Below are 13,520 nucleotides of genomic sequence, written 5' to 3' on the forward strand. Positions count from 1 at the left end.
TGCCCCCTCCCTCGCCGGCGAAGGAGGTCAGAAGACCGACAGGCCCGTGATGGTCGTGAAGCGGTCGAGGGCGGTCACGCCCGCCACCGAGTTGCCCCGGTCGTCGAGACCGGGGCTCCAGACGCAGAGGGTGCAGCGGCCTGGCACGACGGCGACGACCGCTCCGCCGACGCCGCTCTTGCCCGGGAGGCCCACGCGGTAGGCGAAGTCGCCGGCCGCGTCGTAGGTGCCGCAGGTGAGCATCACGGCGTTGACCTGCTTGGCCTGACTGCGGGTCAGCAGCCGTGAGCCGTCGGCACGGAGGCCGTGGCGGGCCAGGAAGCCGGTGGCCAGGGCCAGGTCGGCGCAGGACGCTTCGAGGGAGCACTGGCGGAAGTACTCGCGCAGCAGGTCGGGGACGGGACCCGTGATGTTGCCGTACGAGGCCATGAAGTGGGCGAGGGCCGCGTTGCGGTCGCCGTGGGCGGCTTCCGACGCGGCCACGTCGGCGTCGAAGGCGAGGTCCAGGTTGCCGCTCTCGGCGCGCAGGAAGGCGAGCAGGCAGTCCGAGGCGTCGCCGGTCAGCCGGTGCAGGCGGTCGGTGACGACGAGGGCGCCTGCGTTGATGAAGGGGTTGCGCGGGATGCCGTTCTCGTACTCCAGCTGGACGAGGGAGTTGAACGGGTCGCCGGAGGGTTCCCGGCCGACGTGGGCCCAGAGCGCGTCGCCCTCGCCGGCGAGCGCGAGCGCGAGGGTGAAGACCTTGGTGACCGACTGGGTGGAGAAGGGCCGCCGCCAGTCCCCCACCCCGTAGACGGTGCCGTCGAGTTCGGCCACGGCCATGCCGAAGTCGGCGGGGTCGCCGGCCGCGAGGGCCGGGATGTAGTCGGCCGGGGTGCCCCGGTCGCCGAGTTCGGCGATCTCCTCGGCGATGCGGTCGAGGACGGGCTGGAAGGAGGTGGTGGCGTTCGTGGTCACACGCGGTCCCCGGATCCCCGCTCCGCTACGGCCTGCCCGGTGGCGGGAAGGTCCTCAACGGCCTGCCGGGTGGCGGGAAGGTCCTCAGCGGCCTGCCGGGTGGTGGGAAGGCCCTCGGCTGCCTGCCGGGCCGCGGCGAGGCCGAGGTCGCCGCCGGTCGGTGCGGTGAAGAAGCGGGCGACGGACTCGTCCGTGACCTCGGGGAGCGTGGGCGGGGTCCAGCGGGGGTTGCGGTCCTTGTCGACGACCTGGGCGCGGATGCCCTCGACGAGGTCGGGGGTGGTCAGGGCGGCGCAGGAGACGCGGAACTCCAGGTCCAGGACCTCCTCCAGGGTCGCGAGGGCCCGTGAGCGGCGCAGGGTGGCCAGGGTCGCCTTGAGGGCGGTCGGGGACTTCGCGAGGAGGGTGGTGGCCGCCTCCTTGGCGGCGGGCACGCCGGTGTCGAAGAGGCGCTCGACGACGGTCTCGACGGTCTCGGCCGGGTAGCAGGCGTCGATCCACTCCCGCTGCTCGGCGAGGACGCCGGGCAGAGCCGTGGCGGTGTGCCGGGCGACGGCCTCCACGACCGGTAGCCGGGTCAGGTCCCGGACCAGGGCGGGCAGTTCGGCGGAGGGAACGAAGTGGTCGGCGAGGCCGGTGAGGATCGCGTCGGCGGCGCCGACGTGGCCGCCGGTGAGGGCGAGATGGGTGCCGAGCTCGCCGGGGGCGCGGCCGAGGAGGTAGGTACCGCCGACGTCGGGGACGAATCCGATGCCGGTCTCCGGCATGGCGACCCGGGAGCGTTCGGTGACGACACGGACGGAGCCGTGTGCGGAGACGCCGACGCCGCCGCCCATGACGATGCCGTCCATGAGGGCGACGAACGGCTTCGGGAAGCGGGCGATACGGGCGTTGAGCCGGTACTCGTCGCGCCAGAAGCCCTCGGACGCGGAGCCGCCGGCGCGCGCGTCGTCGTGGATGGCGCGGATGTCGCCGCCGGCGCAGAGACCGCGCTCCCCCGCGCCCTCGATGACGACGGTCGTGACGGCCGCGTCGTGCTCCCACTCCGTGAGGGCCGCGTCGACGGCGAGGACCATGGAGTGGGTGAGCGCGTTGATGGCGCGGGGGCGGTTCAGGGTGATGAAACCGGCCCGGCCCTCCGTCCGGAGGAGTACGTCGGCGGTTCCGGTCGGCACGATCACTCGGTCCCTTCGGGTGGCGCTGCTCACTGTCCCGATCACCGTACCGGGCACGTCCGGATGTGCTCGATGCGGATCCGCAGAGCGGTACCGGCCAGTAGGACGAGGAGCTCACCGGGGCCGGAGCGACTGGGCAGCCGGACGCGGTGGACGCGGGTGCCGGCGAAGTCGGCACCACATGCCTTGACGTTGATCATGCGGGCCACTGCGGGCAGGGGGAGATGCCGCGGGCGGGAGGACCGACGGCGCCCCGGACGTGGGGCGGGAAGGACTCATCCGCTTCTCGCGGATCCTGATTGCACGGTGCACGGTCCTGTTACGGCCGCTACCCCGCATCCTCACGTGTCGAGTCCTTCCCGTCCCTTCCATGGAACCACCGCTCCGGCGGGGGCGCGAGCGCCCGCCGGAGCGGTGCGGGAAGGGCTCAGGCCGGGAGCAGATCCTGGGGGACGCGCACCTGGCGGGGTGTGGACAGACGGATTTCGATGATGTCGCGGACGGTCGGCCATTCCTCGTCGAGGATCGAGTAGAAGGCCGTGTCGCGGACGGCTCCGTCGAGACCGCGGGAGTGGGCGCGACGGACGCCTTCGCAGCTCGCGCCGAGGCGTTCGATCGCGATTCTGGAGCGGGTGTTGCGGGCGTCGGCGCGCATGGTGATGCGGCGGACGCCCCAGGCTTCGAAGGCATGCCGGAGCATGAGGTATTTGGCCTCGGTGTTGATGCCGGTCCCCCGGGCGTCGCCCGCGATCCAGGTGTTGCCGATCTCGGCGGCGTCCGGCACGGAGGTCAGCGGATCTCCGTGGGGCATGCCGGGGACGGGCGGCCAGATCAGCGGCCCCCGCCAGTAGTCGAGTTCGAGGAACCGGGTCGAGCCGATGACTCGCTCGTCGGCTGTACTGACCATTGCGAAGGGCAGGCATCGTCCTGCCGCCCGCTCGGTCAGGGCACGGGCGATGTAATCGAGGGCCGATTCGAGGCCGTCGGGTACGGGGGTGAAGGCGTAGGCCGATCGGTCCGCCCCGCCGGCCCGGGCGAGGGCTTCGGCGTGCCGCATCGCCAGCGGCTCCAGGCGCACGGAGCGCCCGGTCAGGAGAACAGGTACTGGCACGGAACCTCGGGTCTTTCACGGGCAGGGAAAGCTTCCGCCGAGAGGTGACCGCGGCGGCAGCAAGGGGGAGGTTCTCGCCGGTGCCGACCACGTCGTGAGAGCGACGAACAAGCAGGTAAAACGGTTCGTCACCGGTGCGAGGAGGACAGTATGCAGCCACAAGCGCTCGGAGAACAGAACCCCCGGCGAACCCGGGTACACGCCTGGGTGAAGGCTGGCGCGCGCCCGGGTGGACCGGTCTCAGACAACGGACGGAGCCGCCCGCCAGTCGGACGGGCGGAGGGATCGGACAGGGTTCAGACGCAGGTGGGATGGCCCCAGCCGTCGGGGTTCTTCGCGATGGTCTCGCCCTTGTCGTAGGCCTTGCCGCAGCGGCAGCGGCCGGAGAATCTCGCCTTCAGCGTGCCGCCGGACGGGCGACTCCGGCCCGTGGCGGAACCACCGGAGGAACCGGCGGAGGAAGCACCCGGGGAGCCGGACGGCGCTGAGGAGCGCGCACGGGGCGCGGAGGCGCGTGTCGGGGCTTCCGGAGGCGGCAGCGGGGCACCGGCGGCGGAGCCCGTGGGCTCCTGCGTACGGGCGGTGTGGCTGGCCGCGCGGTCGGCCGCGTCATTGAGGGGGTCGCCGTCGACCTGGTGCGCGGGCACGTAGACGAAGTCGACGTGCCGGCCGCTCAGGAGCGCGTCGATCCGGACGACCAGGTCCTTGTTGGCGACGGGGCTGCCGGAAGACGTCTTCCAGCCCTTGCGACGCCAGCCGGGGAGCCAGGTCGTGACGGCCTTCATGGCGTACTGGGAGTCCATGCGGACCTCGACCGGCGCCGCCGGGTCGATCGCCTCCAGCAGGCGTTCCAGCGCCGTCAGTTCGGCCACGTTGTTCGTCGCCCGGCCGAGCGGGCCCGCCTCCCAGCGGTCGATCGCTCCGTCGGAGCGGCCGATGACCCATGCCCAGGCCGCGGGGCCGGGGTTTCCCTTCGACGCGCCGTCGCACGCCGCGATGATCTTTTCCACCATCCCACGATCCTGACACGGCCGCGGGGGTGGGCGGTCCCACCCCCGCGGCGCCGGCCGCCGCGGTCAGAAATCGCCGTAGCTGACCTGCCAGGTGGGGAGGCCCATCCGGCGCCAGAGGGCGACGACGCGGTCGCGGTCGTCGAGCGAGACGCGGACGGCGTACCGGTGGCGTACATGGGCGTCGAAGAGCTCGGCCTTCACGAGATCGTCGCCACGGCCGTCGCCGGACGCCCGCATCCACAGTTCGTCGTACGGCACCTCGTGGTGGGCGAGCCAGCTCTCGGTGAGCGCGCGGTGGTCCTCGCTCCGGCCGGACAGCAGGACGATCCGGTCCCGCTCGGCGTGCCGGAAGGCGCGCAGGGCGTCCCGCACCGACACGTTGAGCAGGTCGCGGTCGCACCGCGTGAAGTCGTACGGGCCCCGGTCGACGCGCAGGGCCAGGGTGCCGTCGATGTCGCACATGACAGCGGTGGGGAGGCTCGGGTCGGGGACGTAGGGCTCCCCGACGGTGGGGCGGTCGTTGAGCCAGTCCGCGGTGAGCCGCCAGCCGCCCCGGGTGGCCTTGGCGTGCTTGGCGGCGAGGATGCGGATGATCTCCTCGCCGACGGGCCGCTCACGGGCGGCGTCGCGGCGGACGCATTCGTCGACGGGCACGGCGGTGAAGTCGTGGACGGCGAAGGTGGCGAGGCCCCCCACGGCGGCCTTCAGCCGCTTGGGGACGTGCGGGGTCAGATGGGTGTTGTCGACGACGACGTCGAAGCCGTCGTCGACTGCCGCGCGGACGGCGGCGTCCTGGATGCCGAGCACGGTCTGCTCGTGCCCGTGGGAGCGGCCGCGGTCCTTCGAAGGGATGTCGAGCATGGAACGGAGGTCGTCGAGGTTGACGCGGCGTACGCGTCCGTCGGCGGCGGCCTGGAGGGCGCGGGCGGCCGTCGTCTTCCCGGAGGCCGGGAGGCCGGTCATGACATGGACGACGGGCACGGTCAGTTCTCCTGGTCGTGGGCGAAGGGGTCGGCGGCCTCGGGGCGCAACTGGCGCCAGACGAGGAGGTCGGTGGGGCGCCCGTCGAGGCGCAGGAAGAGGGCGGCGCGCAGGCCGCGGTCGGACACCCCGGCGGCGGCGCGGGCGAAGGCGCCCCGGTCGTCGGCGAGGTGGGCCAGGCGCGCGTACGCCTCGTCGACGGCCCTCTCGCGCTCGGCGGCCGCCGCTTCGAGGCCGCCGATCACCTCGCGTACCCAGGCGTCGAACTCGTCCGGCACCTGTTCGAGGAGGGCGTCGAGCGGCTTGCCGCCGTCGGCCTCGACCTCGGTCACGGAGCAGCCGAGGCCCTTGGCGAGTTCGCCGGCCGGGAGGGCGGCGAAGCGCTGGATGCCGTGGCCGCGCCAGATGTCGCGCTCGGTGACACCGGTCAGCACCTTGTGGAGGCGTACGTACTCGGCGAGCTTGGCCTTGGCGCGCAGGCCGGAGGCGAAGCGCAGCACGAAGCCCTCGGCGTCGGTGCCGGTGGCCCGGTGGCCGCCGGGGAGGGTGTTGGACTCGGTCAGGGCGACGAGCTCGGCGACGCTCATGGCGGGCCAGGTACGGACGACCGAGCCGACGGGCTGCCAGCCGGTGGCGGCCTCGGCGAGCGGGATCTCGGTGCCGTCCCGGTCGAAGGCGGCGAGCAGGACGAGGTCACGGCGCTCGCCGTAGTTCACGACGATGCGGTTGCCCGGGTAGAGGATCTCGGCGAGGTACGTGACACCCGGCGTCAGGCCCGTCGTGTCGGCCGCGTCGAGCCGGCGCTGCGCCCAGGTGGCCTGGGCGCTGGTGAAGGAGCCCTTGGAGGCGACGTGCCAGCGGCCGTCGTAGTGGAAGACCACGGCGAGGCTGCCGTCGACCTTGTCGTACACCTCGAAGGGCTCGTCGGGGAGCGGCGGCGCGTAGGGGCGGCCGATGGCGTGCTCGGCGATGTTGAAGAACTTGGGGAGGGGGAGCGCGACGATCCGTCCGGTGGCGTCGTCGGCGACGAGTCCGCGGCAGCGTGTGGTCGCCCGGTTCCAGTGCTGGGCGTACTGGCACGCGCGCGTGTACGTGTAGATCGACAGCGGCAGCTCGGGGTGCCGCTTGCGCGTGACGTGCCCGTCCGTGAGTGCGGCGGCGAGCTCGTCGGACGGCATCAGGTCGTGCAGAGTCAGGGTCGCCTGGCTCATGGGGTCCCTCCCGGGTGTTCGGTGATCCATTCTCTGCGGTCGGAGGCGTGGGGGACAGCGAATATCCGGCGCGGCGGGGGTGTGCCGGGGGTGATGTGCGGGGACTCGCTCCGGGGCGTGTCGGTGGTGCCCCGTAGACTCGCCGTCTCCCCGTCGGTGACGTCACCGACGCAGACGAAGGAAGCGAGCCCCATGAACCACGCGGACGGCACGGCACCGATCTACGCCGAGCTCATACGGGAGCGGGGGGATGTTCCGGGTGACGTCCGCCAGGTCGCGGAGGAGGTTCTGCGGGACCTGAGCCGGGTCATCCAGGTGCCGCCGCAGGGCGTCCAGGGACCGCAGCAGGGCGTCGTCGCGCACGCGGGTGTGGGCGCACACCCGGGGGCACACCAGGGCGCGGTCGCGCACCAGGGCATCGTCGCGCACCAGGGCATCGTCGCGCACCAGGGCATCGTCGCGCACCAGGGCGTCGGCGGCCCGATGGGCGTCGGCGGACCCACGGGTGTCGTGGGCCAGGCGGGCGCCGTCCTGCCGCACCGGCCGATGCGCTAGCCGAACGCTTCGGGCCGGCCACGCTTCCGGTCGGCCTCGGGCGTCCGTCACGCCTCCCGTCGGTTCCGGACCGTCGTCCGCCCTTTCCGGGCGTTGTCAGTGCCGTACGCGATGCTGCTTCCCGAACGGCCCGCGCCGCAGTGGGGCGGGCCCCGTACGGACACCTGGGGATGACGACATGGCCGAGGTTCTGCTCTTCCACCACGCGCTCGGGCTGACGGACGGCGTCGGCGCGTTCGCCGAGGAGCTGCGTCGGGCGGGGCACACGGTGCACACACCCGACCTGTACGAGGGGCGTACGTTCACCGACCTGGAGGCCGGCGCGGGGTACGCCCAGGAGATCGGTTTCGACACGCTCGTGGCGCGCGGCGAGCGAGCGGCCGCGAAGCTGCCCCAGGAGATCGTCTACGCCGGGTTCTCGCTCGGTGTGCTGCCCGCCCAGAAGCTGGCGCAGACCCGGGCCGGAGCGCTCGGCGCCCTGCTGTTCAGCGCCTGCGTGCCGGTGACGGAGTTCGGCGCGGTCTGGCCCGAGGGCGTCCCCGCGCAGGTGCACGGAATGGACGCCGATCCCTTCTTCGTCGACGAGGGAGATCTCGCGGCCGCCCGCGCCCTGGTGGCGGACGCGGCGGACCGGAGGCTGTTCCTGTACCCGGGGAGCGCGCACCTGTTCGCGGAGCGCGGTGCGTCGTCCTTCGTGCCGGAGGCGGCCGCGCTGTGCGCGGAGCGGGCGGTCTGCTTCCTGGACGGCGTCAAGCGCTGAAGCGGCGGACGTAGCGGCGCTGCCAGGGTGTCTCCACGGCGTGCCGGTCGTAGTGGCGGCGTACGTGGTCGACGGCCTCTCGGGCCGGGATCCCGTCGAGGACGGCGAGGCAGGCCAGAGCCGTGCCGGTGCGGCCCCGCCCGCCTCCGCAGGCGATCTCGACCCGTTCGTCCGCGGCGCGTTCCCAGGCGTCGGTGAGGACGGCACGGGCCGCGTCGCGGTCCGAGGGGAGACGGAAGTCCGGCCAGCGGAGCCACACCGACTCCCACGGGACCTCGGGCGGCCTCTTGCCGAGCAGGTGGACGGCGTAGGTCGGGCGGGTCCCCCCGGGGAGCGGGCGGCGCAGGGCGCGGCCGCGCACCAGCCGTCCGGAGGGAAGTCTCAGGACGCCGGGGGCCGAGTCCTGCCAGGGTTCGGTCATCCCGTCACGGTAATGGCCGGTGGGGGCCTGGGGACGATATCGGGGTCACTTCGGGGTCACTTCGGGGTCATCCGATCGGTCGACCCCGGTGTCGTCCGTCCCGCCGCCGGGCGGGGGCCGGCTGTCGGACCGTGCGGGGCCCTGCGCGGGCAGAGGATCGGTGCAGAGTGCGGGCCGTCCTCCGACGGGGCCGCGCGAGTTCGCCGTACCGAGGAGTCCGTCATGACGAAGTACCGCCGTGCGTCCCGTACCGCCCGGGTGCTCCTGCCCGGAGCAGTGGCCGTGGTCCTGCTCTCCGGGTGCGCGCAGGGGTCCGGCGGGGCGGCCTCCGCGGCGGGTTCGACGCCTCCGGCCGGGGTCTCCCCCGGCAGCGTGCCGTCCTCGTCCGGTTCCTCCGTCACCGTGGCGCCCGCCCCGACCGGCAAGCCCGCGCCGGGCACGCTCCTGGTCGGCGACTTCGGCTCCGACACGGTCACCTTCGTCGGCCCCGCGCGGGGTGCCACCGGCTCGGTGAAGGTCGGCACCGCGCCCTACGGTCTGGTCGTCGGCGAGGACGGGCGGGCCTGGGTGGCGACCGCCGAGGGCGTGGCCGTCGTGGACACCACGACCCGGCAGCGGCTCGCCCTCGTCCCGTACGAGACGGACACCGGGCCCGTGACCACGGGCGAGTACCGGGGCGGCGGCATGGGCATCGCGCTCGCGCCGGACGGGCGCCGGGTGTACGTGAGCGTCAACGTGCCCGGGGGGAACGGCACCCTGGAAGTGATCGACACGACGGCCCTGCGGGTCACGGACACGGTGCCGGTCGGCCGGCGCCCCTTCGACGTGGACGTGTCTCGTGACGGCGCCGAGGTGTACGCGACGAACCACGACTCCTTCGACGTCACGGTCGTCTCCGCGGGGACGCTGAAGCCGCGCCGGGTGGAGGTCGCCCCGTACGGCACGGAGGGCGGGCTCGGTTCCTGGCTGAAGCCGCACTACACGGCCGTTCGGCCCTCGGACGGAAAGCTGCTGCTGCCCTTCGAGGGCGAGCGGCTCGTGGTCGTCGACCCGCGGACGGGCCGGACGACCATCGAGCCGATGACCGCGAACACCCACCAGCACGGCGCCACGGTGACCGCCGACGGCACGTTCCTCACGGTGGGCACGGGGCCGATCGACCCGGACGAGGACCGCGGGCCCTCGCTGACGGTCCGGACCCCCGGCGGCGCCGAGCGGGTCTACCCCCTGGAGGGACCGCACGAGGACGTGGCCGTCTCCGAGGACGGGCGCACCGCCTATGTGACCGGCGGGTTCACCCGGGACGGGTACTGGGACGGCCTGAGCATCGTCGACCTGGACACCGGCGACACCCGTCGGCTGGAGGCGGGCTCGCGGCCGCTGGGGATCGCGGTCCTGTGACGCGCGGCCGTTCGGGGATCGTCAGCGCTGGGGCAGGACCGTCAGGACGCGCTCGACGAAGACCTTGAAGTCGGCCATGTAGTCCGTGAGGAACTGCAGTGTCGTCGGGTCGGTGACCTCGCCGTCGTCTCCGAACAGCCCCGGAGTGAACTGGATGTACGCCTCCGGGGCGTTCATCTGCGGCGAGTTGCAGAAGCTCAGCACCGAGCGGAGGCTCTGCTGGGCGACGGCGGTGCCGATCTTGCCGGGCGAGGCGCCGATGACGGCCGACGGCTTGTGGGTGAAGGAGTTGGTGCCCCAGGGGCGGCTGGCCCAGTCGATGGCGTTCTTGAGGCCGCCGGGGATGGACCGGTTGTACTCGGGGGTGACGAAGAGGACGGCGTCGACGGACGCGATGGCGTCCTTGAGGGCCTGGCCCTCGGGCGGGTAGTCCGCGTCGAAGTCGTGGTTGTAGAGCGGGAGGTCCTTGATGGGGATCTCCCGGAACTCGAGCCCGGCGGGAGCGACGCGGATCAGGGCCCGGGAGAGGATCCGGTTGATGGACTTCGTCGAGAGGCTGCCGACGAAGTAGCCGACCTTGTACGTGGTCATGCGGGCGGTCCTGCCTTCCGCGAAGGGTGCATGAGGACGCGGGGCGGTCCGGGCGCACTTCGGCGGCCGGGGTCCCCGAGGCAACGTATCCCCGTCGCCGCACCCCGGCGACCGGAGGACTCGGGGGCCGATCGGCGAGCCGTGGCGACCCTGGGTGTCCGGAGCGGACCGGGCCGAAGAGCGATCCCGCCGCAATGACGATAAAAAGGGTGAACCACGGATAGTCGGCGAGAACTGCCATATGCGGCCCACTCGGCCATATCCGTTGGTTTCTTGCACGCTCATACGGAAGGGCGGACAGCGTGACGCGACCGAGGATTCTCGTGGTGGGCGCCGGATTCGCCGGAGTCGCCTGCGTACGGAGGCTCGAACGACGCCTCGCCGAGCGGGAGGCGCAGCTCGCGCTCCTTTCACCGTTCTCGTACCAGCTGTACCTGCCGCTGCTCCCCCAGGTGGCGGCGGGGGTGCTGACCCCGCAGTCGGTCGCGCTGTCGTTGCGGCGCAGTGAACGGCACCGCACCCGGATCGTGCCGGGTGGCGTGGTCGGGGTGGACACGGCGGCGAAGGTCTGTGTGGTGCGGACGATCTCGGGCGAGTACGTGACCGAGCCGTACGACCATCTCGTGCTCGCGCCCGGCAGCGTGACCCGCAGCTTCGACATCCCCGGTCTCGCCGAGTACGCGCGCGGGATGAAGACGCTCGCGGAGGCCGTGTACATCCGCGACCACGTCATCGCGCAGCTGGACCTTGCGGACGCGAGCAACGACGAGGAGGAGCGGGCCGCGCGGCTGCGGTTCGTGGTGGTCGGCGGCGGCTACGCGGGGACGGAGACGGCGGCCTGTCTGCAGCTGCTCACCCACAACGCGGTCAAGCGGTATCCGCGGATCGACCCGAAACTCATCAAGTGGCATCTGGTGGACATCGCACCGAAGCTGATGCCCGAGCTGGGCGACAAGCTGGGCGCCGCCGCCATGGACATCCTGACGAAGCGCGGCATCGAGGTGTCGCTCGGGGTGTCGGTGGCCTCGGTGGACGAGGAGGCGGTGACGCTCACGGACGGGCGGGTGCTGCCGAGCCGGACGCTGATCTGGACGGCCGGGGTGGCGGCGAGTCCGCTGATCGGCACGCTCGGTGCGGAAACGTTCCGGGGGCGGCTCGTGGTCTCGGCCGAGATGACGGTGCCGGGGCTCGACGGGGTGTGGGCCCTGGGAGACGCGGCGGCGGTGCCCGATCTCGCGAAGGGCGAGGAGGGCGCGATCTGTCCGCCGACGGCACAGCACGCGATGCGCCAGGGCAAGGCGCTCGCCGACAACCTGGTCTCGACGCTGCGCGGCGAGCCGACCCATCCGTACACGCACAAGGATCTGGGTCTGGTGGTGGACCTCGGGGGGATGGACGGGGTCTCGAAGCCGCTCGGTGTGGAGTTGCACGGGGCGCCGGCGCAGGCCGTGGCCCGCGCCTACCACTGGGCGGCGCTGCGGACCAACGTGGCCAAGACCCGGGTGATGACGAACTGGCTGCTGAACGCCGTGGCCGGGGACGACTTCGTACGGACCGGGTTCCTGGCGTCGAAGTCGGGCACGCTGCGGGACTTCGAGTACACCGACGCGTATCTGACGCCGGAGCAGGTCCTCAGCCACACGGGTGCGTTCCGCGGGGCGGTCGGGACCGGTGGGGGGAACTGACTCCACGCGCGTACGGGGGACCGCCTCCACGCGCGCGGACGGGGGCCGGACGCCGAGACCTTCGTCCGGCCCCCGTCCGCGCGCGGGACCAGCGTCAGCGCCCGACGGGCCGAGTCGGCGGCTCCCGGTGCTCAGCGGGCCAGTTCGGATGCCGGCCCCATGACCACGACGGGCTCCTTGGCCGGGTCGAGGGCGCGGATCAGTTCGCGCAGCGGCTCGCGTTCGAGGGCGATGCAGGCCTGGGTGGGGCCGCCGTGGTCGACATGGATCCAGACGCCGCCGCCCTTCTCGTCGCCGAGCGGGCGTTCCCTGTCGAGCGGGGTCCGGCCGGGGACGCGGTTGTAGTCGATGGCGATCACATGGTCGAAGGAGCCTTCGAGGGGCTCGCCGGAGAAGCCGGTGCCACTGATCTCGAACTCGTCGTCCTGGTCGTACGGGAGCCGGCTGCCCGGGTCGGGCAGCCGGCCGCCCGCGTCGCCGAGCCGGAAGACCCCGATGGGAGTGCGCAGGTCACCGGCGGTGTGGTCGGCGGTCCAGCCCCGCAGCGCGTTGTGGGCCGGCCACGACCCGGCCACCTCGGACCAGCGGCCTGCGGGGTCCCGCTCGTACAGCGTCGCGGTGGAGGTGTTGTCGTCGGCGGTGGCGCCGGTGACGACGAGGGCCTGGGTGGTGCCGTCCGGGACGAAGGCCTGGGTGGCGGGGCCGACGCCGGGGAGCCGGGGGGCGGGTACGGGCGCGGAGGCGAGGCTGTTCGCCGGCTCCCCCGGCGGGCCGCCCTCCCCTGCCGCGCCGGGTGGGACACCTTCGGGGCGCGAGTCACCGGCGGGCGGGGCCGCGGCGGCCGTCCCGGCGGGTGGTGCGGCGGGGGCGGGAGGCGCGCTGCTCGCGCAGCCGCTGAGCAACAGGGCCGCGCACAGCGTGCCGGCGCTCAGCAGCGCGGGGGCGCCCTTGCGTACGGACATGGACGGATCCTCCTGGGCGGGGGCAGTGCTGCGATCCGTACCCGTTCGGCGGGCGGCGCTGCGGCGGCGCCGGTGCCCTCACCCGTACGGCTGCGTCCGGCGGGGTTGCCGTCGCACGCCCGAATGCGGTTGACCGGCCGGGCCGGGCGCGGTTTCCTGCTCGGATGAACGATCTTCGCATCGAGCCGGCCAGGAGCGCGGCCCAGCTCGCGGACTGGCGGGCGGTCCACAACACGATCATCCCCACGGCCGTCCTCTCCCCCGACGAGGTGCGGGAGCGCGCGGGCCGGAACCGGCTGGACGTCGCGTATCTCGGGGAGGTGGCGGTGGGCTGTTCGACGGTGCGGCCGCCGGACGAGGAGACCGCGGCGGCGACCGTCATCGCGCGGACGCTGCCCGGATTCCGGAGGCGGGGCTTCGGGACCGCGCTGTACGAGCGGGGGCTCGCGCACGCGCGGTCACTGAGCGACGAGGGCGTGGAGACGGTGGTCCTCGCGTCGAACGAGGAGGGGCTCCGGTTCGCGCTCGCGCGCGGCTTCGTCGAGGTGGAGCGGTACGTCCTGCCGGGCGACACGGTGCCGTTCGTGACGCTGCGGCTGACCTGACACACTCCGGCCCCGATCAGCAATCTGACGATTCGTCAGATCATGGCGTCACGGGTCTGGGAACCTTCGGGGCCCGGCGCTACCCTCCGCGC

The 13,520-nt window shown here is 73.1% G+C and carries 15 protein-coding genes; 5 read left to right on the top strand and 10 right to left on the bottom strand.

Translation table 11 applies throughout. From position 1 onward, the window contains the following. Positions 1–27: 27 nt before the first annotated feature. From OG462_RS05295 to OG462_RS05325, 7 genes are all read right to left on the bottom strand, one after another. Positions 28–957, bottom strand: a complete 930-nt coding sequence (locus tag OG462_RS05295; RefSeq protein ID WP_406054899.1) for a glutaminase — start codon at positions 955–957, stop codon at positions 28–30. Beyond that, on the bottom strand, positions 954–2,132 hold the full coding sequence (locus tag OG462_RS05300; RefSeq protein WP_406054900.1) for an enoyl-CoA hydratase/isomerase family protein: 1,179 nt from the start codon (positions 2,130–2,132) through the stop codon (positions 954–956). Before OG462_RS05300 ends, OG462_RS05295 begins: the two co-directional genes overlap by 4 nt. Positions 2,133–2,173: 41 nt before the next feature. Beyond that, positions 2,174–2,332 (bottom strand): hypothetical protein, encoded by a 159-nt coding sequence (locus OG462_RS05305; RefSeq protein ID WP_406054902.1) that lies wholly within the window; start codon positions 2,330–2,332, stop codon positions 2,174–2,176. 227 nt (positions 2,333–2,559) lie between these two features. Further along, complete coding sequence (locus OG462_RS05310) at positions 2,560–3,243, bottom strand: GNAT family N-acetyltransferase (RefSeq protein WP_406054904.1); 684 nt, start codon at positions 3,241–3,243, stop codon at positions 2,560–2,562. 296 nt (positions 3,244–3,539) lie between these two features. Then, entirely contained in the window at positions 3,540–4,256 is a 717-nt protein-coding gene (locus OG462_RS05315) for a ribonuclease H (RefSeq protein ID WP_406054906.1), read from the bottom strand. A gap of 63 nt (positions 4,257–4,319) precedes the next feature. Beyond that, on the bottom strand, positions 4,320–5,237 hold the full coding sequence (locus OG462_RS05320; protein WP_406054908.1) for an AAA family ATPase: 918 nt from the start codon (positions 5,235–5,237) through the stop codon (positions 4,320–4,322). Between the two features lie 2 nt (positions 5,238–5,239). Next, a complete protein-coding gene (locus tag OG462_RS05325) occupies positions 5,240–6,448 on the bottom strand; it encodes an RNA ligase (protein ID WP_406054910.1) in 1,209 nt (402 codons plus the stop codon). 192 nt (positions 6,449–6,640) lie between these two features. Between OG462_RS05325 and OG462_RS05330 the strand changes: the two genes are divergently transcribed. Both OG462_RS05330 and OG462_RS05335 read left to right on the top strand, forming a co-directional pair. Further along, positions 6,641–7,003 carry a hypothetical protein gene (locus tag OG462_RS05330; RefSeq protein ID WP_406054912.1) on the top strand — a complete coding sequence of 121 codons (363 nt, stop codon included), beginning with the start codon at positions 6,641–6,643 and terminating at the stop codon, positions 7,001–7,003. Positions 7,004–7,181: 178 nt separating this feature from the next. Then, positions 7,182–7,763 carry a dienelactone hydrolase family protein gene (locus OG462_RS05335; protein WP_406054914.1) on the top strand — a complete coding sequence of 194 codons (582 nt, stop codon included), beginning with the start codon at positions 7,182–7,184 and terminating at the stop codon, positions 7,761–7,763. On the opposite strand, the gene OG462_RS05340 is transcribed toward OG462_RS05335, so the two are convergent. Next, a complete protein-coding gene (locus OG462_RS05340; protein ID WP_406054916.1) occupies positions 7,753–8,184 on the bottom strand; it encodes a protein-tyrosine phosphatase family protein in 432 nt (143 codons plus the stop codon). The genes OG462_RS05335 and OG462_RS05340 overlap by 11 nt on opposite strands. Positions 8,185–8,406: 222 nt before the next feature. On the opposite strand from OG462_RS05340, the gene OG462_RS05345 reads away from it, so the two are divergent. Beyond that, complete coding sequence (locus OG462_RS05345) at positions 8,407–9,585, top strand: hypothetical protein (protein ID WP_406054918.1); 1,179 nt, start codon at positions 8,407–8,409, stop codon at positions 9,583–9,585. Positions 9,586–9,606: 21 nt separating this feature from the next. On the opposite strand, the gene OG462_RS05350 is transcribed toward OG462_RS05345, so the two are convergent. Then, positions 9,607–10,176: an NADPH-dependent FMN reductase gene (locus OG462_RS05350; protein WP_406054920.1), complete on the bottom strand. Its 570-nt coding sequence runs from the start codon at positions 10,174–10,176 to the stop codon at positions 9,607–9,609. Between the two features lie 302 nt (positions 10,177–10,478). Between OG462_RS05350 and OG462_RS05355 the strand changes: the two genes are divergently transcribed. Continuing rightward, positions 10,479–11,861: an NAD(P)/FAD-dependent oxidoreductase gene (locus OG462_RS05355; protein ID WP_406054922.1), complete on the top strand. Its 1,383-nt coding sequence runs from the start codon at positions 10,479–10,481 to the stop codon at positions 11,859–11,861. A 131-nt stretch (positions 11,862–11,992) separates the two neighbouring features. Here the strand turns inward: OG462_RS05355 and OG462_RS05360 are convergent, their stop codons facing one another. Continuing rightward, positions 11,993–12,823: a hypothetical protein gene (locus OG462_RS05360; RefSeq protein ID WP_406054924.1), complete on the bottom strand. Its 831-nt coding sequence runs from the start codon at positions 12,821–12,823 to the stop codon at positions 11,993–11,995. A gap of 164 nt (positions 12,824–12,987) precedes the next feature. Here OG462_RS05360 and OG462_RS05365 point away from each other — a divergent pair, with 164 nt between their 5' ends. Continuing rightward, complete coding sequence (locus OG462_RS05365) at positions 12,988–13,428, top strand: GNAT family N-acetyltransferase (protein WP_406054926.1); 441 nt, start codon at positions 12,988–12,990, stop codon at positions 13,426–13,428. Positions 13,429–13,520: the final 92 nt, after the last annotated feature.

It is taken from the genome of Streptomyces sp. NBC_01077 (assembly GCF_045162855.1).
GTDB lineage: Bacteria > Actinomycetota > Actinomycetes > Streptomycetales > Streptomycetaceae > Streptomyces.

Excerpts from the sequence above, each read along its gene's own strand:
- OG462_RS05305 (WP_406054902.1), bottom strand. The coding sequence starts at position 2,332 with ATGATCAACGTCAAGGCATGTGGTGCCGACTTCGCCGGCACCCGCGTC.
- OG462_RS05315 (WP_406054906.1), bottom strand. The coding sequence starts at position 4,256 with ATGGTGGAAAAGATCATCGCGGCGTGCGACGGCGCGTCGAAGGGAAAC.
- OG462_RS05325 (WP_406054910.1), bottom strand. The coding sequence starts at position 6,448 with ATGAGCCAGGCGACCCTGACTCTGCACGACCTGATGCCGTCCGACGAG.
- OG462_RS05330 (WP_406054912.1), top strand. The coding sequence starts at position 6,641 with ATGAACCACGCGGACGGCACGGCACCGATCTACGCCGAGCTCATACGG.
- OG462_RS05335 (WP_406054914.1), top strand. The coding sequence starts at position 7,182 with ATGGCCGAGGTTCTGCTCTTCCACCACGCGCTCGGGCTGACGGACGGC.
- OG462_RS05340 (WP_406054916.1), bottom strand. The coding sequence starts at position 8,184 with ATGACCGAACCCTGGCAGGACTCGGCCCCCGGCGTCCTGAGACTTCCC.
- OG462_RS05345 (WP_406054918.1), top strand. The coding sequence starts at position 8,407 with ATGACGAAGTACCGCCGTGCGTCCCGTACCGCCCGGGTGCTCCTGCCC.
- OG462_RS05350 (WP_406054920.1), bottom strand. The coding sequence starts at position 10,176 with ATGACCACGTACAAGGTCGGCTACTTCGTCGGCAGCCTCTCGACGAAG.
- OG462_RS05360 (WP_406054924.1), bottom strand. The coding sequence starts at position 12,823 with ATGTCCGTACGCAAGGGCGCCCCCGCGCTGCTGAGCGCCGGCACGCTG.
- OG462_RS05365 (WP_406054926.1), top strand. The coding sequence starts at position 12,988 with ATGAACGATCTTCGCATCGAGCCGGCCAGGAGCGCGGCCCAGCTCGCG.